The following is a 25226-nucleotide window of genomic DNA, read 5'->3' as shown; positions in this document are numbered from 1 at the left end:
GGGTCAGTTTTCCTTCGATCTGTTCGCGTACCTGGCTTGAAAGGCAAATCCCCCTGGCTCTGCCAGCGCCTCAAGCCGAGAGGCCACGTTGACGCCATCGCCCAGCAGATCATCGCCCTGAACCATCACATCGCCAACGTTGATCCCGATCCTGAATTGCAGCACCCGATCATCTGGCACCCCCGCGTTTTTGGACCGCAGCGCTTCCTGGACCTCGACCGCGCAGCGCACCGCCTCGACGGAGCTTTCGAACACCGCCAGAACGCTGTCTCCGGCGGTGTTGGCAATACGTCCACCACGCTTTGAGATTATTGCATCCATGGTCACGCGGTGATCGGCAAGCCGCAGCAGCGTACCTTCCTCATCCAGCGACATCAGCCGGCTAAAGCCGACCACATCCGCAGCAAAAATTGCGGCCAGTTTCCTGCGGACAGCGGAGCGGCCGCCGGGAGATGATCCTTCAGTTTCCAAGGGGTGATCCCCGAACCGGATGACTTGGAAAGGGGTCCGGCAAATCGGGGATTTGAACTACCAAAGGCATTCCGTAGGTCCTCCGATATTTCGTCCAAAAAAGCTTCTCCCGCCCGCACCTTTGCTGACAACTGCGGCCTTCAATCTTTTAACATCCGCCGAGGCCGGGCCATACGGATACCGGCTAAGATACATAGGAATCCATGCCAAATGCGCCGCGAACCCTTTTGTTCGAAAGTAGCTGACTGATCCGCCATCATCCGCTTGTGTCCGTGTTTCAACCAGTCCAAGTTCCAACGTACGGATCGCGTGCGCCTTGACCGCATCGTGCAGGGTCTTTCCATTCATTGCCATGTTGTACCCCGACAGCCCGTTGCTTCGCTGAACTTCCGCAGACAGCATGACCATGGCGATTGTCTCGTTATTGTCGCGCAGGTTGCTTTCGAACAGGCCATTCTTGTCTATCCGCTTGAACGTTCTGATGAAGCGGCGATACCCTTTTTTGTAGATCTTGGGTTGCTGGGTCGCAGCACCCCACGCCATTGCCGCCGCCCCCTGGGCTGCAACGGAATCCACTGAGGGGGTGCCATACTTCCATTGATTGCGTTCGATCTTGTTGCCCCAATCAATGACCAACGCCCTTTCCTGTGCCGACCACGCCTTGCGCAAATCGAACAATGAAAACGCGAAAGCGGCGTTGATCAGGAGCACCGATGACTTAAATGACGAGTGCGTATCGTGGTCTACGCCTGGCAGCTTGGTCAAACTGCCTTTTTGCGCCAGCGATATGTACTGCTGAGCGAATGCACGTACATCAAAACTTCGGCTGCCAATCGCAGATTGCATGTTGGATCCGCTGGCCTGAGTGAAGCGCTGCGCAGATGATTTCCCTTCAAAAGCCCCGCGGGTGACGATTGTTCTTTCGTCAGGCAGGGTGTGCAGTTTTTGCACGCTGCATGTGGCGGTGCTACCGGGTTGCGACCAGAAGACTGAGTTCGCGGGCAAACTTTGCGCGAAGATCGGTCCGGCACAAATTTCAAGGGCAAATGCCCAGCCAAAGACACGCATTTCAACACCAAAACATCTCAAAAACACTGAGCAGCCAGGCCTAAAACTATGGCGGCCATTGGATCTTTGTCAAATTCGACTGTCGAGAAGAGCGCCGTTTGGATTGTTCGCGAAGTGTGTTTTCCGAATGGTCCGGAAGGTCTCGAGTCATCGCATCCTGTCTTGGCTGACATCGCGCTTTTGGGTCTCGGTAACTCAGTTGGGACTTTGCCTTTCGCGGCTGATGGCACCGCACCCAGGCACTAGCGACAGTCTTGATTGCTGCACTTCAGCAAAAGCGGAGGGAGCGCATGTTGACGGTCAGAGCTTTGAAACAGTTCCGCTGCATTAAGAGTCATAGCGGCGGTTCCTCTGCAAGGATGCTGACACGGGCGGAGCCACCGTTGTTGGCATAGAAACCGTCAAAGGGCCAGATGATCGCGTCGTTCACGTACAGAAACAGCGGTCCGCTTCTCTCTGCCCGGATACGCGTCGTCATCGCCTTGGGTGCATCAACCGGATCGCAATTGCGTCCGTCTTCGGCGGCCATGTCATCAAAGCACGAAATGAACGCCGTGGTTTTGTCTGTGTAGTCAAAAAGCGGTAAAATCGATTGGCCCTTCGCCCCGATTTGCGCGACCGGTTGAAACCAGTTTGCGCTCGAACGTCGTATCAGGCTGCCCAGTACATACACCCGTTTGTTGGTCTGGAACCCGGTCATCGGAACGCGTGCGCCTTTGTCGGTGAATGGATCGGTTTCCTCCAGCCTGATCCAGTATGTTTGCCCTTCGACAAGATCGACACCAGTCGGCCAGCAGACAGATTGGGGCGAAAACTCATCTTGCAGAACAAAAGTGCTTCCCGGTTCGATCACGTGTCCGGGGCCAGTGTCTGGGCACAGACTGCCGCTGACGGTGGTGAACATCAGGCTAAAAACATGCACAAGCTTGAACACGCCGAGCAACATCAACACAGCCAAGACGACCTGCACCAGCTTGGGGCCCAGAAATGCATAAGCCGCATTCAGTGTTCGGCTGGATTGCAGCAAATTGCCCGTTCGAACCAGAAACCGGTCTGCCGGTTTTTGCAGATTGGTTTTGCGATCCGAGGTCCAGGCCTGACGGGCGGTATCCTTTATCCGGTCCCGAAGCGCCGCGCCGGACAGAAACAGCGCCACAATTGCCACGATGAGCGGTATCGAAAGCACTGGATGCTTCCACAGGGATTGTATCCAGGGCTGAACGATGCCGGGTGCGACGGACGATATGGCGTCGGGTAGCACGACGCCATCTGACCCGACCGGCGGTCGGCCGGGCTGCAACATGGCCCGGACGGGCTCGCCCGCCCATGGCAGGACCAATGCGAACAAAAGCAGGCTGATGAACGAGATATTTGCGATCCTGCGCCACAAGACCAGTGCCTTGACCTGCTCGGCAACTTCCGCGTTGTGGTGCAGTGAAACCTGTTGTGGTTGATCGTGCGGCTGGAAATCGTCGTTCATCATCACTGGCGCATAGCCATCCCGGCCAGTCAGGATCTTTTGGACGACCGAGCTGTGCACAACAGGCTTGCCACCAAATGCCTCACCACTTTCAACGGGTCGGGGTGTGTAGCGGTAGGCCGATTTCAATCCGCTGCGTGAATCGTGAATCAACGCGTTTTTCGAGCGCCGGCTGTCAAGTTCGTGGACCTTTTCGTCAATGAAGATCAGGCCATCCTTTCTGGCTTCCTCAATCATCCAGATCAGCGGCTCAAGCGAAGCTTCATCGTCGGGATATCCGCCACCAATGTCGGCGTGGACACCGGCAAACCAAACCTCCTTGATCCTTGGCCCGTCCTTCTGATTGCCTGAGCCCTTGAGATCGAGTTGTGGAGTCTGATCAAATCGCAGCGGGTGATAGGTGCGTCTCTCATCATCAAGGGACAGGGCGTGGCAGACATGTTCTACGACCGGGCTGCAGACGCGGTTGCGAAAACTGATGGGCCATATCCAGAAATCGAAAACCGCGCGCAGCTCTTCCAGCGGCACTCCATAAGCTTCGACCGTATCAAACAGGCCCAGGAACCTGATTTTGATCTGGCCGGCGCAGCGTTCGGGTTGCTCAGTTCGCAGAATCTCAATCACCTGGACATGTTTCTTCTGCCTGCTGATCGTCCGTTTGGCCCATACGCAAGCATCCCGGATGAAGCGCCCGATCGAGACGGTCGGGCTCATGCGAACTTTGCCTGTGCGAGGATCGCGAAATGGTGCGGTCTGCCGTCTGTAGGCACGCCACGCGCCTTTCGAGTTGCGATGCATTTCCGCGACTGACATGGTGGTCCCGTCGACTTCCCGGGGCATCAACCCTTGGGAGCTGATAAGTCCAGCCAGCGTACGCACGGTAAAAGCGCCGCGACTGAAGCCGAACATCCAGATTTCGTCACCGGGTTCCCAGTTCCAGCACAGGAATCGATACAGCTTTTGCACGTTGCCCGGCACGCCCAGCCCCGTGGCACCGTCAAACAAGCGCACCAGTCCAATCGATGACGTTCCGACACCCGGGATATAGCGCGCCAGTTGCGGGCTGGACTTCAGGGGACTAAGCCCGCGTTTGTCGATGGCCTCATAAAGCCGCCAGATGTTCGATGCCTGACCGCCGAATGCGTTGCCTGTACCGTCAGCGAACACAATGAGCCGCTTGTTCGGTCCTGTGCGCGGTTTGCGCCCTTCAGGAAGGCCCGCTGCAGTCTTTGTGTCTTCATGGTCATCCATAACGCACCTTCGGACTAATCAATTCCCTCGCGCACCGGTGGCCGGAAGGAGGCAGTAGGCTCATCGGTGAAAAATTATCATGTCATTAAGATTTTGAAATAAAACATTAAAATCCTCATCCGGTTTGCTGGCCAGACGACCGGAGCACACTGTCATACGGTGCCAGAAACTGGTCACCAAAACGCTTCAGCCGCAAAATTCGGCCCTTCGATCCAGGCGCAAATACCCGGCTTTCCCTTCATGGTTGCAATAAATTCGATTCGGACCAACACTGATATGACAGTACCAACTGAGAGGTTGATGCCAATTTCTAGCTGAAGATTGGAGTTTGCCTGATGTTTTGTCGCATTATTTCGCTGACTTTTCCGGTCGCATTTCTGCCCGTTGCCGCCCTGGCGCAGCTTTTTTCAGGCCCGCTTGACGAGGCAATGCTGGTCGGGCGAGACGAGACGTCTTTTCCGCCTGCGGATGAGGACTATTTCGCCGAGATTGACAACGGCATTCCGCTTGGCCCGGATGAAATCAAGGGTCGCAACATGTGGATGGTCTGGACCGGCGGCAACGATTTGCTTTGGGATCGCCTGACGCGCGACACGTTCGGTCAATTTGATCTTCTCAAGACCCTGTCTTCGCATCCTGATCTGCCAGCGCAACGCGCCAATCGGTTCGAATATCTGGGTCTGATAAACGAACCGTGTTTCGATCAGGCGACTGGCCCGGATCCCGAACGCTATGGGCTCTGGCTGGACAAACGGCGTGACGATTGCGCAGCCGACCCATTTGACAACGCCGAAAAATATCCGGGCGTTGAAATCGGTGCGCGGGGCCGCAACATGCCTGTCGGCTCATATTACGGTGAACCAACCGGCGTTCTGGGTCTTCGGTTATTCCCCAACCCGGATTTCGATGAACGCGCTGAGCGGCGTTGGGATCCCGAGCGTTTCTACAACGACCCCGATTACTATTTCGACAAGGATTTGGTCCGGCCTTATCGCGTTGGCATGTCTTGCGCCTTCTGCCATGTCGGTCCAAGCCCGATCGACCCGCCAGAGGACCCCGAAAACCCCGAGATGCGCAATCTCAACGCGACGGTGGGCGCCCAGTATTTCTGGTTCGACAGGGTGTTCGCGTGGAAGCCGGACGACCGGCAGTACATGGTTCAGTTGATTCACACAGCGCGGCCCGGATCGCTTGATACGTCGCTGGTGTCGCCTGACTACATCAACAACCCGCGCACAATGAACGCGATCTATCTGCTGGAGGAACGTCTGCGCATAGCCGAAAGGCTGGGCGAGGAACGCCTGACCGGGGGCGAGCGCGACAACATGCAGTTTCAGGATTTCGTGGATCAGGGTCCGCTGACACAGCTTTTTGAGCCGCCCGATATCAGCTTCAGCCCGCGCGTCCTGAAGGACGGCGCGGATTCGGTTGGCGCGCTTGGGGCGCTAAACCGGGTTTATCTCAATATAGGTCTTTTCAGTGAAGAATGGACGCGGCACTTCAACCCGATTGTCGGAGGCCGCACGATCACGCCCATCGAGATTGAAACCGCGCAGAAGAATTCGGCCTATTGGCGCGCGACGGAACTGCAGTCTCCGCTGACTGCGCTCTATTTCCTCAAGGCCGGACGTCCGGACTACCTGGCTGACGCGCCGGGCGGGGCAGAGCACCTGACCGAAGATGACGAGACGGTGAACCGGGGCAAGACGCTGTTTGCCGAAAACTGCGCCCGCTGCCATTCCTCCAAGTTGCCCGAAACGGCCTTTGCGGCCATGCCAGGCGGATGCTCGGGGCCGGGATACCTGCAGTGCTGGTCGAACTACTGGGAGCTAACCAAGACGGATCAATTCAAGGCAGAGATGACCGAAATCGTCAACGCCGACGATTTTCTGGAAAACAACTATCTGTCGAATGAGATGCGGATTCCGGTCACGCTACTTGAGACAAACGCCTGCAGCCCGCTGGCGACAAACGCCATCGAGGGTAACATCTGGGACAATTTTTCGTCCTCGACCTACAAGGCGCTGCCGTCGGTCGGCGAGATCGAGGTGCACCATCCGGTGACCGGCGAACCCTACATGTACGAAATGCCTGCAGGCGGCCGTGGTTACACGCGTGTACCTTCGCTGATCAGTCTTTGGTCGACGGCGCCGTATCTGTTGAACAACACGGTGGGCTATTATGAACCCGACCCGTCGGTCGCAGCCAGGATGCGCACCTTCGACGATGGTATTCGCAAGATGCTGTGGCCAGAACGCCGGCTGCGTGACAGTGAACTGGGCGACAAGGTGCCCGGGCTAATCGATCGCACGACCGAGCAAAGCTACCTGATGATCCCGCGTGGTTTCCAGCCCGACTTCCTGGTGCGCCTGTTCGAACCCTTCCGGGACGAACTGCCCTGGCTTTTCAGCGAAAACGGCGACATCGAACTGGGCCCGATCCCTGCGGGGACACCGATCAACCTGCTTGCCAATCTCAACATACGGCTGGACAACGCCGACTTGTTGGAACGGATCGAGCATGATTTCAGGCTCGCCCGGCTTGTCATCATGATCAAGCGGAACCTGAAGGATTTGCCCGACAATGCCAGCAATACTCAGGTGCGGGCCATGTTCGCTGATCTGGTCGAACCGCTTCTCGAACTCAGCAAATGCCCCGACTTCGTCGTCAATCGTGGTCATTATTTCGGAACCCGGTTGACGGATCCGCAGAAGGAGGATCTGATCGCCTACCTCAAACGTTTCTGAGGTATGAGCGTGGACGCGCCCATTTATGACTATGTCGTCGTCGGCTCGGGCGCGGGCGGCGGCACGGTTGCGGCCCGACTGGCCGAAGCGGGAATGCGCGTGCTGCTTCTGGAGGCAGGTGGCGATCCCCGTTCCGCACAGGGCGGTGTGCGGGGATTGGGCGCGGAAAACCGGTTGCCCGATGACTATGACGTCCCGGCATTTCATCCCTTCGCCACCGAGAATGAAGCACTGCGCTGGGACTTTCATGTCAGCCACTATGCCGACCCGGCCCTGCAGGCGCGCGATCCAAAGGCGGGGCCTGATGGCGTACTGTACCCACGGGCGGGTACGCTGGGTGGCTGCACGGCACATAACGCAATGATATTCCTTTACCCGCATCACGATGATTGGCGCCACATCGAGAAGCTTACCGGCGACGCCGGTTGGTCGCCGAAGGCGATGCATCAGATTTTCCGCCGGATCGAAAACTGCCGCCATCGCCCGATGCAAAAGGTGCTGAATGCAATTGGCATCGACCGGACCGGCCACGGCTATCGCGGTTGGCTTTCTACGGAAAAGGCGATCCCGCGTGCGGCCCTGCGCGACGACGACATCATGGACATGCTGCGTGCATCCGTTCGCGAAATGCTGGGTGATGGAGACAAGGTATGGCGGCACCTGCGCTGGCAGCTCAAGAGTGCGGCAGATCCAAATGACCTTGACCGGATCGACGGCAACGCCGAGGGCCTGGTTTACACGCCGCTTACCACGCAAAACGGACGGCGTATCGGCACACGAGAGCGGGTGCTCGAAACCGCACGGCGTTATCCGGATTGTCTGACGGTCGAGCTTGACGCACTTGCGACCCGGGTTCTGTTTGATGATCAGAATCGCGCGACCGGGATCGAATACCTCAAGGGAGAGCGGCTTTATCGTGCGCATGCAACCCCAAGCGACAGTCAGGGAATTCGACGGCGCGTGCAGGCTAAACACGAAGTTATTCTTGCGGGTGGCGCCTTCAACACTCCGCAATTGCTGATGCTGTCGGGAATTGGTCCGGCCGACGAACTGGCGCGGGCGGGTATTCCGCAACGCGTAGCGCTGGACGGCGTTGGTCGCAACCTGCAGGATCGCTACGAAGTTGCCGTCGTAAACCGCATGGCGGTGGATTGCTGGGAAAGCTTGACCGACTGCCGTTATGAATCCGGTGATCCGCTATGGCGGGAATGGCAGGACACCGGTAAGGGTCTGTATTCAACCAACGGAGCGGCGCTGGGCGTTATTCGGCGTTCGAGCCCGGACAAGAAGCTGCCTGATTTGTTCTGCATGGCATTGTTAGGGCGGTTCGCTGGCTACTACCCCGGCTATGCTGCTGATCTGGCGCGCAGCCGCAACCATCTGAGCTGGGCCGTCCTGAAGGCCCATACAGCAAATGCGACGGGGCGCGTGCGGCTGGCCTCGGCTGATCCGCGCGACCGGCCCCTCATCGAGTTCAACTACTTTAAGCAAGGCGGCGACGACGACCTGCAAGCGGTTGTCGAAGGGGTGAAATTTGTTCGCAACCTGACCGAGCCGCTGCGCCGCAACGGCCAGATCGAGGCCGAGGAAATTCCCGGCCCGGATGTCAAAACGGATACGGAAATCGCCCAGTTTGTAAGTGACGAGTGTTGGGGGCATCACGCGTCGTGCAGTTGCGCCATCGGGCCGCCCGACAGCGGCGTGTTGGACAGCCGCCTGCGCGTACACGGTACAAAGGGGCTACGGGTAGCCGACGCCTCGGTCTTTCCGCGAATTCCGGGATTTTTCATCGCATCCTCTGTTTACATGGTCGGCGAAAAAGCCGCCCAGGACATTCTGGAGGATGCAAAACACGTCACTGTCTAGAAAGGGGGCCATTATGGCACATAGCATCGAGTCGCTCATGGATATGAGTCAGGAAGAACTGGACGAACTGTTTTCCAGCGTACCGGCCGGGGACATTCCCGACGGCGAAGCCGAAGGAACCGCCATCGTGGCCCCGGGCACGAAATTCACACCGCTGATCTCTCGCTTTATCAACAGTTTTGCCTGGCAGGGCAAAGTCTTCGACCAGTCGAAAGGGGTGCTGCGCAATCGTATCTTGCCGTTTGGGCTTAACGCCATTCTGGCCAAGGTTTACAAGGACAAGAGCTGGCTCGATGGAAAGGAATGCATCGTGCTGGACTATTCCGACACATCGCTTCTCGCACAATGGATCCGCGACGAAATCCGGGCCATCGGTCCTGGCCTCTATCTGGGCAAGGTCTATTGGGACGACAATCGCCTGATCGACTTCGCGCTGGATTTCAATGCTGACGCGATATCGTCCTAAATCTGGTAGACTGGCCCCGCCATGACACAGCAGAGCACCTTTCTGATTTTGGCCCCCATTGCGGAGGGACGCATCGAGGATTTGCGCGCGCTGCTGTCCGAGATGGTGCTTAAACCGGGGCTTGCGGATCCCAAGAACCCGATCGTGCCCTTCGCTGATTTCGATCGTTTGCACGTCGCGCGGTTATTTCTTCCGCAAGTCGACACATGGCGGGACATTGAAGCTTATGGCGTCGAAGCGCGCGCCTTCCCGCCGCATCTGGCGTTTCTGGGCGATATGGACGGAGACCGGGACAGCTTTCTGGTTGAGATGGCAAATCACGCGGGCGAAGGGTTGCGTCGCATCTTTTCGCATTGCGAGGACTTCCGTGAAGGTACGGACCTGCGTGATTGGATGGCCCGGCACAATGTGGTCGAGGCCGCCAATTACGTAAACAGGCGCGGTCGCACGGTGCAGCAGATTCACGAGGAAGCCGCGCTTGCGCACGCTCTGAAATTGGAATTGCACGCGCTTATTGAGGCCCACGGGGCAAAAGATGCCATCCTGCTGCACGAGCGGTTGCAGGAATTTGTCTCGGCCGAACGGCGCGAAGGACGCCTGCGCCTGACGCCGAGGCGGTCACCTTCGTTACGGCGGGTTTTCATCGACTGGACCGAAAAATTCGGTGTGCCGTTGGTGCTCTTGGCGATATCGCCGCTCGTTCTGCTGGCCTCGCCGCTATTGATCTGGCGCCTGCGCCGACTTGAGCGTTCGGATCCCGAAATCCTGCCGCGCCCGGATGACACGCATATCGCTGCGATGGGCACTTATGACGACCACGACGTCACCAACCCCTTTTCGGCGGTTGGCGATCTCAAGCCCGGTGGATTCCGGCGCGCGGTGACAACGGTTGCGCTGTATCTGTTGAATTACGCAGCAAGGCACATCTTCTCGCGAGGCTACCTCACCCGCGTTCAGACAATCCATTTCGCGCGTTGGGTCTATTTCGATGACAAGCGCCGTGTGATGTTCTGCAGCAATTACGATGGCGCATTGGAAAGCTACATGGACGATTTCGTCAACAAAGTTGCCTGGGGGCTCAACCTCGTGTTTTCGAACGGCGTGGGTTATCCCAGTACGCGGTTTCTGATCAAGGATGGGGCCGAGCAAGAGCACAAGTTCAAACGCTTCCTGCGGAACCGCCAGCAAGCCACATTGGTCTGGTACAAGGCCTATCCCGGTCTTACTGCCGTCGATCTCGACAGGCATTCGCAAATACGCGCCGGGCTGGAACGGCGGCCGTCCGGGCTTCGCGCGCTGCGCAAATGGCTGGCCAAGATATGAGCAAAAACAAGGATATCCAGACCACACAGGTCGATTTCGCGGACATGCAAGGCTTGATCCGGTTTGGTTATGGCAAGCTGCCCGAGGCCGAGTTTCTGCTGCTGACCGTTTCGGATGCTCGGACCGCCCGGGATTGGCTGGCATCCGCACCCATAACGTCGGCCGAGTGGTTGGATACCCCGCCCGAGGTCGCGCTTCAGGTTGCGTTTACGGCTGGCGGATTGCGCGCACTTGGTTTGCCGGACAAGATTCTGGCGCAGTTTTCGCAGCCATTTCTGGCCGGAATGGCGGGCGAAGACAGCCGCATCCGAAGGCTTGGCGATTCCGGTGGAAACGCGCCGGAAAACTGGATGTGGGAAGGCGGTAAAGTCCATTTGCTGCTGATGCTCTATGCACGCGAGCGCGGGCTCGGCCCTTTCAAGTCGACAATTCTTGAACACGCATTTCACGATGCATTCGACATCATCCAAGAACTGCCGACGCGCCTGAATGACGGCATCGAGCCTTTCGGTTTTGCCGATGGTATCAGCGAGCCGAAAGTGGATTGGGACCGAAAAAGCCCCCCACCCAAGCATGGTCGAGAGACGTATTCCAATCTTATCGCACCCGGCGAGGTCGTTCTGGGCCATGTCAATGAATACAAGGAAGTCTCCTCCGGTCTGCTGATCACCGCCGAAGATGGATCAACGGCGCATGCCGGCGCGGCCTCGGGGGACAACGGCTTTGGACACAATGGCAGCTATCTGGTCATGCGCCAGCTTGAACAGGACGTGCCGGGGTTCTGGCGACATCTCGACTCGGTGGCGCATGGCGACGCCGCGCACCGCGAAGCGCTGGCAACGGCGATGGTGGGTCGCGCGCGGGACGGCACACCGATGATAAAGGGCAGGCGCGAGATCGAGGGCGGGCGTCAGGGAAACAATTTCACCTACGAGGATGACATCGATGGCGTGGTCTGCCCGGTTGGCGCCCATATCAGGCGCGCCAATCCGAGAACCGGTGATCAGCCACCCGGTGTCACCAGCCGATGGGCCTGGATCACCAGCACGCTTGGGTTCCGCCGCAGGCGGGACAAGCTGCCGGGACGGCATGATCTGGTTGCGTCGACACGCTTTCACCGGCTTGTCCGTCGCGGGCGCGCATACGGGCCGCCGCTGTCGCCTGAACAGGCGCTGTCAGGCGAAGGGGCCGATCAAGAGGCAAGGGGGCTGCATTTTGTCTGCCTTTGCGCCGATATCACGCGCCAGTTCGAATTTGTGCAGAACGCCTGGATGTCTTCACCTTCCTTCGATGGTTTGCACGGCGAGGCGGACCCGATTGTCGGCAGCCGCGAGCCCGTCGGCGGCGTGGCATCAGACAGTTTCAGTATCCAGCGTGCAACCGGTATCGCCGAGCGGCTGGACCACCTGCCGCAATTCGTAACCGTCAGGGGTGGCGGCTATTTCTTCCTGCCCGGCTTGCGCGCGTTACGCTTGCTCGCAGAACAGAAGGAATAGGAGATCCTCATGCGCGCTATCCTTCTTTTCATCCGCCGTTTTCTGCATTCACTACTTCAGATCGGGTTGCACTTCGAACGCAGGTTGGAGCCATTTTTCCGCCCGCAGCTAAACCGCCTGGTTCGCGCACCTGCGGCGCGCTTTCTTCAGCGTCTCAAGAACCGCAAGCGCCCGAACCTTGGGCTTGGCCTGGCCGAGGAGAAGATATTTGACTGGGAAGAGGAGGCGCTGCAGACAATCATCGACGAGATGCGCGAGCAGATGAACCTGCATTTTCAACCCGGTGCCTACGAACGCGGTGGCAATACCAAAACACACGGGCTGGTACGCGCAACCTTTACGGTGAATCCCGATTTGCCCGAACACCTGCGTAAAGGCGTATTTGCGACCGAACGAAGCTATCCGGCCTATATTCGCTTTGCCGGGCCCGGCCCGGATGTGCCTGAAGACATTCGGGATGTCGGGTTCGGGTCGATGTCAGTCAAGCTGATGGACGTGCCGGGGCCGAAGCTGATGGAGGAGGAGAAATTCACTCAGGACTGGCCCGCCGTCGTCACGCCGACATTCGTGACGCCGGACGTGCGCGAGAATGCCAAGCTGCAATACTGGAGCACTATTGACGAGCCGATCTGGTATTTCCTGAACCCAAAGGATTCACACCTGATTGACTTCCTCATGCAGGGTCTGTGGAACGAGACCCAGTACAATCCGCTGGGCCAGCGCTACTTCAGTTGCGTGCCGTACCTTTTGGGCGAAGGGCAGGCAATGCTGTACTCTTACAAGCCTTTGACCGATGTGCCGATGACCATCCCCGGGGTTCCGTTCGGGCGCGTGCCACCGAACTACCTACGGGACAACATGTCCCGCGCCCTGCGCGCGGGTCCGGCCGAATTTGAGATGCTGGTGCAGATCCAGTCCGACCCGCACCTGATGCCGGTCGAGGATGCCTCGGTGCTGTGGCCCGAGGACAAATCGCCCTGGATACCCGTCGCGCGTATTCATATCCCGCAGCAGGAATTTGATACTCCGGCCCAGATGTCTTTCGCGCGGAACTTGCGGATCAATCCCTGGCATTCGCTGGCCGACCACCGCCCGCTAGGCAACCAAAGCCGGGCGCGGCGGCGAATGTATCAGGAACTGGCAGTCTTTCGTCAGCAAATGAACAAGGCCGCCCACATCGAACCGGACGGATCGGAGACGTTTGAATGAAGGTCGTCTGTTAGCGGCACTGTCGATGAGCGCCTTATCGAACAAGCTTTGGCCGGGTGTTTGCCTTTGACACCAGGTTGGTTGGAACCCTGATGTCGGACGAGGAATGCGTTCTTTGCTTTCCTTACTCAGGCGGTCCGAGCAGTGACCACCTTCCGAAAGGTCATCATTTCCGCAACCTGACCATGTCGCCGCCAATTGCAGCATGATCTAGGCTGAGTTTGCCTTCTGCCGGGCGAGGTCCAGGAAGATCTTTGCAACCGCCGACAAAGGCTCGTTTTTGGACCAGAACAGGATGGCCTGAAAGCTAAGCGGCGCCGCAAAGGGCAGGGCAATGCACCCGGGCATCGTTTTCAGGTAATCTCTGGACGATCCGACAATGGATACGCCCAGGCCGCGCGCGACCAGACGGCAGATCCCGTCCGTTGTCCGGGCTTCGTATTTCATTCGTCGCGTAACAGAATTGGCCTCAAAAAACCGATCCACTTCAAAGCGAAAGCGGGACAGGCCCATGTATGAGATAAAGCTTTCGTCCTGCAGATCGCGGGCTTTGATGGCTTCCTTGGTCGCAAGCGGATGACCTTTGGGCAGCACGCAATAAACATCGTCGTCATACAGCTTCAGGCTTTCAAAGGACGGGTTTGACGGCGGGCTTGTCTTGATGCCGAAATCATAGTTCTGCGACACCAGCCACTCGACAGTGTCGTCATTGGCTTCGAATTCCATGCGTGCCATCGCTTCGGGGCAGGTTTCCGAAAATTCCTTGATAAGATCGGGAGCCAGTTGTGACGCAAATGACGGGGTGGTAACCAGGCTGAGGCGTGCGTGGCCGAAATGACGGATCGCCGTCGCAGATTGCTTGATATGTTCCATGCCGCTGACGGCCTGACGGACTTCGTTCACCAGTAGCCGCGCCTCTTCCGTCGGAACAAGCGCCCTGCCAGAGCGCTGAAAAAGGCTAAATCCAACTTCGGATTCCAGATCCGAGACAAGCCGACTGACCGCAGGCTGCGAAATTCCGAGCACCTCGGCGGCTTCGGTCACAGTTCCGGTTGAAATCACTGTCCGGAACGCATCGATTTGTTTGAACGTTATTTTCATATCCTACGTGTGCCACCATCAGATCTGTTTTCGCAAGGATATTCAAAACGATATTATCGACGTGGCGATGACGCTGGTTCCGCAATCGAACATCGCCCGCGAAACACGAGTAACGCAAACGGGATTTGTGCGGTCTGGCAAGGTTTTGATCCGCACCTATTGGTGGGGGCAGGCCTGACGCAGATTGGACAGCGGATAGTCGTTGAACATCGCCGGAGCCATCCAGGTCAGAAAAATGTCATCGTCAATCAGATCGGCAAATGCGGTCGTCATGACGCCAAGCTGCCTTACAAAGCCCGCTTCACGCTCGGGGTTGGCCTCGCCATGGGCGAAATCGCCCGGGTTCTCGATCAACCGGTTCGCCATCGACCGGATGCGTTCCGCTGAAATCGGATGGGTGTTTTCGCGCCTTCCACGGTCACTGGCCGGGTCGTGCCACCATGCGGCCTGATAGTACCAGAATATTCCCATGGGGTTTCCACCCAACCGTGCGAAATGATCCAGTGCGAAACTGTCGGCTTCGGCTTCCTGTTGACGGCTTTCTGCGCCTTCAACACCGGCCTGATGATCCAGCAGAACATGCCCCAGTTCATGAACCAGAATGAACTGAATTGCCGAAGAATAAATTTTGCCGCTCAGGTCATAGGTGTAGTTGTCGGCAAAGAGCCGGTCACGATCCAGACCAAAAGCGACAAGCGGGGCCGGCAGATCCTCGCCCGCCCGTAGAAGTCCTGCGAGGTAGGTCTGAATGTATTCCGTCGGGCAGTCCTGGGATTCAAACCAGGCGTGAAGCGTCGCGATATCATCGAAAAACCGTAACGAGGTCAATGGCATGTAGATTTCGCCATTTGCGGGTGACGCATAGAATGACATGGGCCCCGGTCCGCGTTCCGGGAAAAACAGCTGCACGTCACTGGCGGTGTCTCGAAACTGATCAGGCAGGCGTGGCACGATGTCCTGCCACATGACGGATTGAATCGTGGGAATTGCGCGGTCGCGAACGCGCTGAAGATCGGCAGGACTGTAGACGACTTCGGCCGCAAGACTGCCGGTCATCAGGACGTAGATGAGAATAACCAGCCTCAACATCCCGTGTGCCTGCCTTCAAATACCTCAAGCGCCGCATCGGAAGGGCGAACGCCTTCTGATGGATTTTGCGCCCAGCGTTCGAATTGCACCGGATTGCCCCAATCGTCCTGCCAGACCTGTTTCATCAAAGCCAGCTTGATGCTGATCAGGTCGCTCTGTGCCGAAGGGCGAACGGTTGTCGAATCCGCAAGGCAGTTCAGGGTCCAGATCTGATGGCGGGCCTGCTGGCGCGCATAGGCGTCGATCTCGGACGCCGCGACTTGATGGGACTGCTGGCTCAGAGATCCTGTGAAACTGCTGGGGGCGCTGCCTGATGCTTCGGCAACTTGTTCTTCCGCAGCGCTCTGCGGTGCCGCGTCGGAATAGGAAATGGGATGCGAAAGACTGACCCACGCGTACAGTATCACCGCCAACAGCGCGAAAACCGGTGTGGACAGGGCCATTGACCCGGCAACACCCAGCGGGCCACTGTCAGTCACCGTAATTTTTTGAACGGTTTTCCAGAATCCGACAAGAACAACCAGAGCGACGACAATGACTATTGCGGTCAGCAGCAATCGTTCGGACATTCGGAAGGCAATTATGGGGTTTAAACCTTCAAACATGTCTAAATCCTTTGTCTTATTGTGAAATCATACCACAGCTCCCGCCCTTCTCAAAAACGCTCATGTTCCCCGGCTGCTGCGAACCGCGCCGAAACACAGGTCGAACATCAGCGAACGCAGTTTCTGGCGCTAAGATCTGCAGATCGGAATGGAACCAAGCATCTTGACGACGCATGTGCGATTGCCCGCTTCTTGTGTTCGAGCACTCGATTTAGAATACTCGGGAGGTCAAGTCTCCTAACCGACTTCTCTGAATTTTGACCCGAAAACGAAAAACAATGTCGCGGAATGACATGTGTTGGTCTTAGATTCGATGAGTATGGCCAAGCGGAACGCCAGACGGCGTTCCAAACGAGAACGAGGCAAAGCATGCGATATTCCGGCTTTCGGGTCATCAAAGAGGCTCTGACCGGGCACAAGGGCTGGGAACCGGCGTGGCGCGACCCTGAACCTCAGGGCCAATACGATATTGTTGTCGTAGGCGGCGGCGGCCACGGTCTGGCCACAGCATACTATCTGGCTAAAGAGTTCGGCGAGGCGCGGATTGCGGTTCTGGAAAAGGGCTGGATCGGCGGTGGAAATGTCGGGCGGAACACGACGATCATTCGTTCGAACTACCTGCTGGACGGGAACGAGCCGTTCTACGAGTTTTCCCTGAAGCTTTGGGAAGGGCTGGAGCAGGATTTCAATTTCAACGCCATGGTCAGCCAGCGCGGCATTCTTAATCTTGTGCATACGGATGCGCAGCGCGATGCGGCACGGCGCCGGGGCAATGCGATGATCCTGAACGGCTCGGACGCTGAACTGCTGGATACAGCGGGTGTCAGGGCGATGTATCCATTTCTGAACTTCGACAACGGCCGCTTTCCGATCAAGGGCGGGCTTCTGCACCGGCGCGGGGGAACGGTGCGCCACGACGCGGTGGCCTGGGGCTATGCGCGTGGCGCGGATCAGCGTGGCGTGGACATCATCCAGAACTGCGAGGTCACTGGCTTTCGCATCGAGAACGGCAAGGTTCTGGGGGTCGAGACCTCGCGTGGGTTCATCGGGGCCAAGAAAGTTGGCGTGGCTGTGGCTGGGTCTTCAGGCCGGGTGATGGAAAAGGCGGGCATGCGTCTGCCAATCGAAAGCCATGTGTTGCAGGCGTTTGTGTCCGAAGGTTTGAAGCCGGTGATTGACGGTGTAATCACCTTTGGCGCGGGCCACTTCTATTGCAGCCAGTCCGACAAAGGCGGACTGGTCTTTGGTGGCGATATCGACATGTACAACACCTATGCCCAGCGGGGGAACCTGCCGGTGATCGAGGATGTTGTGGAAAGCGGCGTGGCTCTGATCCCGGCGCTTGGCCGGGTGCGTCTGCTGCGCGCCTGGGGCGGCGTTATGGACATGTCGATGGATGGGTCTCCGTTCATCGACCGGACACATATCGACGGACTCTATTTCAACGGCGGCTGGTGTTACGGCGGGTTCAAGGCGACCCCGGCCTCGGGCTGGTGCTTTGCGCATCTGCTGTCCACAGACCGGCCGCATGATGTCGCGACCGCCTATCGCCTGGATCGGTTCCGCACCGGCCACATGATCGATGAGAAGGGGGTGGGCGCGCAGCCCAACCTGCACTGAAGAAGACATGAGCATTTTCTGCAAAACCGGTAACCGGTTCCGCGGTTCGAAAATGCGACAGGAGCCAATGCCTTGATTATCAACCATCCGCTTCTTGGGCCCCGCGATGCGCAGGAGTTTGTCTATCTCGGCGACGCTGCCCTGATCGACCGCCCCGACTGGCAGGCCGAAAATGCTGCTGACGCCTTTCACGACTATCTCTATCTGCGCGACAACCCGGCCGGAGAGCATCGTGAGTTGTGGTATCACGAGCAAGGCGACCGGTCCTGGTTGGTGGTGACGCGCAACACCTTGACGCATGAGATCACATCCGTCGAACTGGCCCGTGATGTGGCCCGGGCAAGGGGGCGCAGCAAATGAGTGTACAGACCAACCGGTTGAATGGCGGTCTTGTCGATCAGACCCAACCCCTGAGCTTCAGCTTTGACGGTAAAAGATATCAGGGTCACCCTGGCGACACACTGGCCTCGGCTCTGCTGGCCAATGGCGTGCGGCTGATGGGTCGGTCGTTCAAGTATCACCGTCCACGCGGGCCGCTGACGTCCGGATCCGAAGAGCCCAACGCGCTGGTCGAACTCCGCTCGGGCGCGCGGCAGGAGCCCAACACCCGCGCCACCGTGGCCGAGCTTTTTGACGGGCTCGAGGCAAAATCGCAAAACCGCTGGCCGTCGCTGAAGCGGGATGTGTTGTCGGTCAATGACATGTTCAGCAACTTCCTGACCGCAGGCTTTTATTACAAGACATTCATGTGGCCGAAGGCGTTCTGGGAAAAGCTCTATGAACCGGCGATCCGGCGCGCGGCCGGTTTGGGCAGCGTGTCCGGACAGGACGACCCTGATGTATACGACAAGGGCTTTCTGCATTGCGATCTGCTGGTGATCGGGGCCGGTCCGGCGGGCCTGATGGCCGCGCTGACAGCGGGTCGTGCGGGTGCACGGGTCATTCTGGCGGACGAGGATTTTGTCCTAGGCGGGCGCCTTAACGCCGAAAGTTACGAGGTCGGCGGAATGGCCGGATCGGACTGGGCAGCGCAGGCCGTGGCAGAGCTGTCGGCGATGGACAATGTACGCCTGCTGTCGCGCACCACCGTGATCGGGGCTTTCGATCATGGCACCTATGGTGCTGTCGAGCGAGTGGCCGATCACGTACTGACGCCCGGTGTCGGGCAGCCCCGGCAGATCATGTGGCGGATTTATTCGAAACAGGCGCTGTTATGTGCCGGCGCAACCGAGCGGCCCATCGCATTTGCCAACAATGATCGCCCCGGCGTGATGCTGGCCGGGGCAACCCGGGCCTATGCCAATCGCTGGGCAGTGACACCGCACGAACACATGGCGGTGTTTACCAACAACGATGACGGTCATCGCACGGCTGCCGACCTGATATCCAAAGGTGTACATGTCACCGCCGTGATCGACACGCGGGCCGACGCACCCGCCATCGAAGGGACGGAACTGTTCGCCGGTGCGCAGGTAATCAACAGCAAGGGCAGACTGGGTCTGGGGTCGGTGACGGTCCGTACGGCGAAGGGGTTCACCCGCGATATCATATGCGGTGGTCTGGCTGTCTCAGGCGGTTGGAACCCCAATGTGCACCTGACCTGCCATCAGCGCGGGCGCCCGCAATGGAACGAGGGTCTTGCAGCGTTTGTTCCGGGTGACGTGTTACCGGTCGGAATGTTGGTCGCGGGGGCCGCGGCTGGCTTGATGTCGACCCACGGCGCGCTGAAATCCGGCGCAGAAGGGGCGGCGGCAGCACTGTCGGGCCTCGGGATTGCGGCGCAGGTCGGGGATGTACCGCAGGCCGAGGACGCACCGGTGAACCTGCAACCCTTCTGGTATGTGAAGGAGGGCAAGGGTCGCGCCTGGATCGACCAGCAGAACGACGTGACCGTCAAGGACGTCAAGCTGGCGCATCAGGAGAACTATGTCTCGGTCGAACATCTGAAACGCTATACCACGTTGGGTATGGCTACCGATCAGGGCAAGACGTCGAATATGGGTGGCCTGGCGGTAATGGCCGAGATGACAGGCAAGTCGATCCCGGAGACCGGCATCACCATTTTCCGCCCGCCCTATACGCCGGTTGCGATGGGTGCTCTGGCTGGCCGGTCGGTCGGCAAACATTTCCATCCGACCCGAGAGACGCCCAGCCACAAATGGGCAACGGAACAGGGCGCGGTGTTCACCGAAGTCGGCGATTGGCTTCGGGCACAATGGTTCCCGCAAAAGGGTGAGACGCACTGGCGGCAATCGGTGGATCGCGAGGTTCTGCAGACCCGCAAATCGGTTGGTGTCTGCGATGTTACCACCCTGGGCAAGATCGACGTGCAGGGAACGGACGCGGCTGAGTTCCTGAACAGAATCTATGCCAACGGGTTCGCGAAACTGCCGGTTGGCAAGGTGCGCTATGGCCTGATGCTGCGTGAAGACGGCATCGCCTATGACGACGGCACCGCTGCGCGACTGGCCGACGACCACTTTGTGGTCACGACAACCACCGCCAACGCTGTTCTGGTTTACCGCCAGATGGAGTTTGCGCGGCAATGTCTGTGGCCCGATCTGGACGTGCAGTTGATCTCGACCACCGAGGCCTGGGCCCAGTATGCCGTGGCCGGGCCGAATTCCCGCAAGTTGCTGGAAAAGATTGTCGATCCGGGTTTCGATCTATCGAACGAAGCGTTCCCGTTCATGGCCTGTGCCGTGATCACCGTTTGCGGCGGTTGCCGGGCGCGTTTGTTCCGTATCTCTTTCAGCGGTGAGCTGGCCTATGAAATCGCCGTGCCCACACGCTATGGCGATGCGATGATCCGTGCGCTGATGGAGGCGGGAGAGGAATTCGGTGTGGTTCCCTATGGCACAGAAGCCTTGGGCGTCATGCGGATCGAAAAGGGGCATGCCACCGGCAATGAGCTGAACGGCACCACCACGGCGCTGAACCTTGGCATGGGCCGGATGGTCAGTAAAAAGAAGGACTGCATCGGCAACACCCTGAGCGAGCGCGCTGGGCTGAACGAGGAAGACGCTCTGCGTCTGGTGGGCTTCAAACCGGTGGATGCCGGCGACCCCGTGGTCGCAGGGGGCCATTTGATGACCAGTGATGGACCGGTCGACGCGTCCCACGACCAGGGCTATGTCACTTCGGCCGCCTATTCACCGGTCCTGGACAGTTCGATCGGCATCGGGTTCCTGAAAAACGGTGCAGATCGGATGGGCGAGGTTCTGCGTCTGGTCAACCCCCTGGAGGGCAGCGAAGTGAAGGTCGAGGTGGTCAGCGCCCATTTTGTCGATCCCGATGGAGGACGTCAGCGTGCATAAACTGAAACCGCTCACACCGCTTGGAGGTGCCGAGCCCCGATCAGACGGCTTTCCCGGCTTGACGATCACGGAAAACACCTCGCGGGCGCTGGCGTCACTGACCGCACGTCAAGGGCATGAGGCAGCGTGTGTCACCAAGGCAAATGAGTTGATCGGTGCGGCTCTGCCTACGCTGGGCCAATCGGTGGCGACATCGGCCTTTTCGGCATTCTGGATTGGTCCCGACAGTTGGATGATCGATGCCGATCACGCAAGCCACGAGATGCTGGCAGTTGAGGTCAAGGCCGCTGTCGGAGACACTGCTTCGGTTGTCGAACAAACCGACGGCTGGTGCCGGTTTGACATTACTGGCCCGACCGCCTGCGATCTGTTCGAACGGCTTTGCAATGTTGATATCCGAACCATGCAATCCGGTGCCGCAACCCGATGCTCGATCCACCACATCGGTTGCTACCTGTGGTGCCACGAGACCGGAACGTCCTTCTCCGCCCTTGGCCCTCGGTCCTCGGCCAAGTCACTTCACCATGCCATTACTGAAATAGCTGAGGCCGTGTGCCGGGGCTGAGGCGATTTCGTTGTCCGTGTTGGCGCATGTCAGCACGCGCCAACCTAATACCTTTCTTAGTGTCCTTGGTGAAATAAGACAGGTTTTAGCGCGGCCCCCGGCCAATGGGGCCGCGGCTTGAGTCAGTAGAAGTGCGGCAGGTTTTTGGCCCGCGCGGCGCGCACCCAGTTCGGTACAAACGGGACGATCTTGTCCTGCGACGGAACCATGATTTCGATGAAGTTCGCTCCGGGGTTGGCGATCGCCTCAGACAGAACAGCCTCTATTTCTGACTCACTTGTGATTTTCGCAGTGCGGAAACCAAACCCCTCGGCAACCTTGCAATAATCCACACGGCCGAAGTCGGTGGACCAAGGTTCATCTATTTCGTCCAGAAGGATAGCTTCGCCCCGGATCCAGCCGAATGTATCGTTGCGGGTCAGGATGATCGTGACGTTTTTGCCGGAACGCTTGATCGACTCCATGTCGCCAATGACAAATCCGAACGACCCGTCACCGGTAAAGGAAATCACCGGGCCGTCATTGGCATAGGACGCTCCCAGACAGGCAGGCACCGAATATCCCAGCGCCCCCATGGAGTAGTTGGTGATGTAACGCCGGCCCGGCTTTTTGAACGTCAGAAGGGCAGACGGGTAGATCGCGCTGACGCCCGGCTCCGACGTGATCACGGCGTCGTCCGGCATTATTCTGTTCAGCGCTTGGCTGAGCTTGACCGGTGAGATCGTCCCTTCGGGCATCGGGATGTTCGAGTTGAACACATTGTCGAGCGCGGTTTTCTTCATCGGGTTCAGATCGATCCTTTCGCGCTTCAGGTTCGGATGCTCGGCCCTGATGATCTCGACCATGTATTCAATGCTGGCCCGCGCGTCGCCGACCATGCCCACTTTGACGGGAAAGTTGTTGCCGACATGCGCCTCGGCAATATCCAGATGCAGAAAGGTCTTGGATTTTGGGTCCCCGTACAGCTTCCAGTGGTCGGTCGCAGCGCTGTCGGTGTTTGACCCGACAAAGAAGATCGTGTCAGCTTCGAACACGTACTGGTTGGAATATTCCATTCCGCCGCGCCCCCCGATGACGCGCAGCGCCAGTGGGTGATCTTCTGGAATAGTGCCTTTGCCGGGCGTTGTCGTGCCGACGGGAATTTGCAGAAGTTCCGCCAGTTCCAAGATTGCGTCGGAGGCCTTTGAGATCAGCCCGCCCTGACCGCAGACAATGGCCGGTTTTTTGGCAGCCAGAAGAATCTCGATTGCAGCACGGATTTTGCTGTGGTCGGCAACTGGGCGGTGCGCCGGGTATTGGCTGTATTCCGCCTCGGCATAGAGATCGTCAATCTCCACCTCTTCTCCGAAGATGTTGATCGGCACTCGGATATGCACCGGTGCCGGGCGGCCGGAGGTTGCGACACGAAAGGCCCGGCGCAGCAGGAACGGGATTTCCCTTGCGTTCGTCAGCACAAAGCTTTCCTTGCAGATACTGTCGTAGAGTTTGGTCTGATCGATCCCGGTCAGGCCGTGTTTTTTGTCCTGATTGATCGGAATGTCCGAACTGAAAAAGATCACCGGAACCGAGCTGAGGAATGCTTCGGTGATGCCGGGCGAACAATGGGTGACGCCGGGGCTGGGCGCTTCGAGAACGCATGGGCGCCCAGTGATCTTCGCATAGGCCTCGGCGGCGTAGGATGCGGTTCGTTCATCGCGGGTCAGGACGAACTCTATATTGCTGTGTTCACGCCATTCCTTGTACCAGCCGATGGTTGTTTCCCCCGGCAGGCCGAAAACATGGCGGACGCCGTGCAATTCGAGCATCTTCAGGATGATATGGGCGCCGTTCATGCGCTTTGTGTCTTGGTGTTCCATGGGTAGGTTCCCTTTCCCGATCAGCTACCGCACACAGTGCTGTATGCAGCCGATCCGAAGTTTTTGAGATTACGTCAAAGGTTCTGCGACTGCGTATTTTGTCAGCATGTCAGGATTGACCTGAACGCCCAGGCCCGGCCCGGTCGGAACGTGTACCCGCCCGTTTTTGACAGGGAAGGGTTCGGTCAGAATGTCTTCCGCGGCGTAGTAGGTCGCCATGTAGAATTCGCATTGCAGGACCAGGTCCGGTACGGCGGCCATCAGATGGGCACCGGCGGCATGGGCCAGTCCCGTTTCGAACATGCAGCCGCCATAGATCTCGATTCCGGCAGCACGGGCAATTGCCGCCACCTCCAGCGCTCGCCGAATACCACCGGATTTCATGATCTTGAGCGAGAAAATGTCCGCGATCCGGATCTGCGCCCCGTAAAGCGCGCCTTTGGGGTCAAACACGCTTTCGTCCGCCATGATCGGGGTATCGACTACATGCGCAATGTGGGCCAGGGCTTCACGTTCGTGCATCTTGACGGGCTGTTCGACAAATGTCGGGCGAAACGCCTCGAGATCCCGGATGCAGCGCACGGCGTCATAGGCCGGAAGACCCTGATTGTAGTCGATGCGGATGTCCGCCTCGTCGCCATAGATATCACGCAGTTTTTCACAGCGCATAAGGTCGAACCGATGGTCGGCAAAACCGGTCTTGAACTTGAAGATGCGCACGCCGTCTTCCCACATCGCGGCGATGTCATCGAGGTCAGCGTCGAAATCTGGGTTGGCGACCGAAAAGCTCATCCCCATGCTGTCACGCATTTTACCGCCGACCAGTTCGCAGACCGAAAGGCCGGTGATCTGGCCGGTGATGTCCAGCAGCGCCATTTCCAGCGCGGCCTTGGCCTCGGGGTGGCCGATCAGCACCTTCTCCGCCATGTTCATGTGCTTTTCGACCTGGACCGGGTCCTGACCGATCAGATGCGGGCGCAGGTGCACGTGCAGGGCGGCGGCGTTGGCCTCGGCGGTTCCGGTAAAGACAGGCCAGGGTGAGGCTTCGCCCCAGCCTGTAAGGCCGGTATCCGTTACCAACTCCAATATCGCAACGTTAATACCTGCTACGTCGCCGCTGCCATGCGAATGGACAGCTTTGGTGGGGATCGAAATGCGATGAACGCGCAGAGTTTCGATTTTATGGTCGCTCACGTATGTCTCCGAAAGTGAGAGTTGATGGTGGTCAGTTCGGTCGCACGACCAGCACGCTGCAACGGGCGTATCGCGAAACCCGGGCAGCGTTTGGTCCGATCAGTAAATCCCGGACCGATGGTTTGCTGGCACCGATCACAACGAAACTTGCCGCCTGCTCGTCGGCGTAGTTGATCAATTGCTCGTAAACGACACCGCGCAGCACCCTGGTTTTGTGCGCGACGCCGTGCCAATTGAAGTCGGCGCAATACGCCGCCAGATCATTCTCTGCCTCGATCAGTACCTGCTGGTGCATTTCTGCCGGGATGTAACCCTGAACATAGCTGAGCTCCTGATCTGGTATGACAAAGATAACCTCGACCGTGCTGTCATGGGATCGGGCCAGCGAAATCGCTTCGTGAACGACGTGGGCGTCGCTGTCTTTGTGCACAAGATCAACGGCTGCGAGTATTTTGGATCGGGTCATGACGTGGGTCCCCCCCTGCTGTGACAGGCGAATATC

General features: G+C 58.4%; 20 protein-coding genes. 11 read left to right on the top strand and 9 right to left on the bottom strand.

Annotation, left to right across the window (positions count from 1 at the left end; translation table 11 throughout):
- Positions 1–3: 3 nt before the first annotated feature.
- From ACR0MI_RS18130 to ACR0MI_RS18120, 3 genes are all read right to left on the bottom strand, one after another.
- Positions 4–471, bottom strand: a complete 468-nt coding sequence (locus ACR0MI_RS18130) for an adenylate/guanylate cyclase domain-containing protein (RefSeq protein WP_170611641.1) — start codon at positions 469–471, stop codon at positions 4–6.
- Positions 472–528: 57 nt separating this feature from the next.
- Positions 529–1539 carry a hypothetical protein gene (locus ACR0MI_RS18125; protein WP_480855096.1) on the bottom strand — a complete coding sequence of 337 codons (1011 nt, stop codon included), beginning with the start codon at positions 1537–1539 and terminating at the stop codon, positions 529–531.
- Between the two features lie 334 nt (positions 1540–1873).
- Positions 1874–4270 carry a T6SS phospholipase effector Tle1-like catalytic domain-containing protein gene (locus ACR0MI_RS18120; protein WP_170817101.1) on the bottom strand — a complete coding sequence of 799 codons (2397 nt, stop codon included), beginning with the start codon at positions 4268–4270 and terminating at the stop codon, positions 1874–1876.
- Positions 4271–4605: 335 nt separating this feature from the next.
- Between ACR0MI_RS18120 and ACR0MI_RS18115 the strand changes: the two genes are divergently transcribed.
- The 6 genes from ACR0MI_RS18115 to ACR0MI_RS18090 are packed head-to-tail and all read left to right on the top strand — an operon-like array spanning position 4606 to position 13377.
- Complete coding sequence (locus ACR0MI_RS18115; protein ID WP_170611647.1) at positions 4606–7017, top strand: hypothetical protein; 2412 nt, start codon at positions 4606–4608, stop codon at positions 7015–7017.
- 9 nt (positions 7018–7026) lie between these two features.
- Complete coding sequence (locus ACR0MI_RS18110) at positions 7027–8883, top strand: GMC family oxidoreductase (protein WP_480492179.1); 1857 nt, start codon at positions 7027–7029, stop codon at positions 8881–8883.
- Positions 8884–8896: 13 nt separating this feature from the next.
- Positions 8897–9349 (top strand): hypothetical protein, encoded by a 453-nt coding sequence (locus ACR0MI_RS18105; RefSeq protein WP_170611651.1) that lies wholly within the window; start codon positions 8897–8899, stop codon positions 9347–9349.
- Between the two features lie 21 nt (positions 9350–9370).
- Positions 9371–10672 (top strand): hypothetical protein, encoded by a 1302-nt coding sequence (locus tag ACR0MI_RS18100; protein ID WP_170815995.1) that lies wholly within the window; start codon positions 9371–9373, stop codon positions 10670–10672.
- Positions 10669–12168, top strand: a complete 1500-nt coding sequence (locus tag ACR0MI_RS18095) for a Dyp-type peroxidase (protein ID WP_170611655.1) — start codon at positions 10669–10671, stop codon at positions 12166–12168. The genes ACR0MI_RS18100 and ACR0MI_RS18095 overlap by 4 nt, the downstream gene beginning before the upstream one ends.
- Positions 12169–12177: 9 nt before the next feature.
- Positions 12178–13377: a catalase family protein gene (locus ACR0MI_RS18090; RefSeq protein WP_170611656.1), complete on the top strand. Its 1200-nt coding sequence runs from the start codon at positions 12178–12180 to the stop codon at positions 13375–13377.
- A 210-nt stretch (positions 13378–13587) separates the two neighbouring features.
- On the opposite strand, the gene ACR0MI_RS18085 is transcribed toward ACR0MI_RS18090, so the two are convergent.
- Entirely contained in the window at positions 13588–14478 is an 891-nt protein-coding gene (locus tag ACR0MI_RS18085) for a LysR substrate-binding domain-containing protein (RefSeq protein WP_170611658.1), read from the bottom strand.
- Between ACR0MI_RS18085 and ACR0MI_RS18080 the strand changes: the two genes are divergently transcribed.
- Entirely contained in the window at positions 14462–14656 is a 195-nt protein-coding gene (locus ACR0MI_RS18080; RefSeq protein WP_480441500.1) for a hypothetical protein, read from the top strand. The two genes, ACR0MI_RS18085 and ACR0MI_RS18080, sit on opposite strands and share 17 nt — an antisense overlap.
- Here the strand turns inward: ACR0MI_RS18080 and ACR0MI_RS18075 are convergent.
- Together ACR0MI_RS18075 and ACR0MI_RS18070 are read right to left on the bottom strand one after the other, a co-directional pair.
- On the bottom strand, positions 14635–15567 hold the full coding sequence (locus ACR0MI_RS18075; RefSeq protein WP_170817100.1) for a M48 family metalloprotease: 933 nt from the start codon (positions 15565–15567) through the stop codon (positions 14635–14637). The two genes, ACR0MI_RS18080 and ACR0MI_RS18075, sit on opposite strands and share 22 nt — an antisense overlap.
- A complete protein-coding gene (locus ACR0MI_RS18070; protein WP_170611662.1) occupies positions 15561–16172 on the bottom strand; it encodes a hypothetical protein in 612 nt (203 codons plus the stop codon). Before ACR0MI_RS18070 ends, ACR0MI_RS18075 begins: the two co-directional genes overlap by 7 nt.
- Before the next feature lie 369 nt (positions 16173–16541).
- Here ACR0MI_RS18070 and ACR0MI_RS18065 point away from each other — a divergent pair, with 369 nt between their 5' ends.
- The 4 genes from ACR0MI_RS18065 (at position 16542) to ACR0MI_RS18050 (ending at position 21674) form a co-directional block, all read left to right on the top strand.
- The gene (locus ACR0MI_RS18065) at positions 16542–17792 is read left to right on the top strand and encodes a sarcosine oxidase subunit beta family protein (RefSeq protein WP_170611663.1); all 1251 of its coding nucleotides are present in this window, start codon (positions 16542–16544) and stop codon (positions 17790–17792) included.
- Positions 17793–17864: 72 nt separating this feature from the next.
- On the top strand, positions 17865–18152 hold the full coding sequence (locus ACR0MI_RS18060; RefSeq protein ID WP_170611665.1) for a sarcosine oxidase subunit delta: 288 nt from the start codon (positions 17865–17867) through the stop codon (positions 18150–18152).
- Entirely contained in the window at positions 18149–21109 is a 2961-nt protein-coding gene (locus ACR0MI_RS18055; RefSeq protein ID WP_170611667.1) for a sarcosine oxidase subunit alpha family protein, read from the top strand. The genes ACR0MI_RS18060 and ACR0MI_RS18055 overlap by 4 nt, the downstream gene beginning before the upstream one ends.
- Positions 21102–21674 carry an aminomethyltransferase family protein gene (locus ACR0MI_RS18050; RefSeq protein ID WP_170817099.1) on the top strand — a complete coding sequence of 191 codons (573 nt, stop codon included), beginning with the start codon at positions 21102–21104 and terminating at the stop codon, positions 21672–21674. The genes ACR0MI_RS18055 and ACR0MI_RS18050 overlap by 8 nt, the downstream gene beginning before the upstream one ends.
- Before the next feature lie 122 nt (positions 21675–21796).
- On the opposite strand, the gene ACR0MI_RS18045 is transcribed toward ACR0MI_RS18050, so the two are convergent.
- From ACR0MI_RS18045 to ACR0MI_RS18035, 3 genes are all read right to left on the bottom strand, one after another.
- Complete coding sequence (locus ACR0MI_RS18045; RefSeq protein WP_170611671.1) at positions 21797–23530, bottom strand: thiamine pyrophosphate-binding protein; 1734 nt, start codon at positions 23528–23530, stop codon at positions 21797–21799.
- A 69-nt stretch (positions 23531–23599) separates the two neighbouring features.
- Entirely contained in the window at positions 23600–24724 is a 1125-nt protein-coding gene (locus ACR0MI_RS18040) for an enolase C-terminal domain-like protein (protein WP_170611673.1), read from the bottom strand.
- A 31-nt stretch (positions 24725–24755) separates the two neighbouring features.
- On the bottom strand, positions 24756–25190 hold the full coding sequence (locus ACR0MI_RS18035) for a universal stress protein (RefSeq protein ID WP_170611675.1): 435 nt from the start codon (positions 25188–25190) through the stop codon (positions 24756–24758).
- Positions 25191–25226 lie beyond the last annotated feature (36 nt).

This window comes from Ruegeria sp. D4, assembly GCF_056534475.1.
The sequence above is the reverse complement of the archived record's forward strand: the minus strand, read 5'-3'. Positions and strand labels throughout refer to the sequence as shown.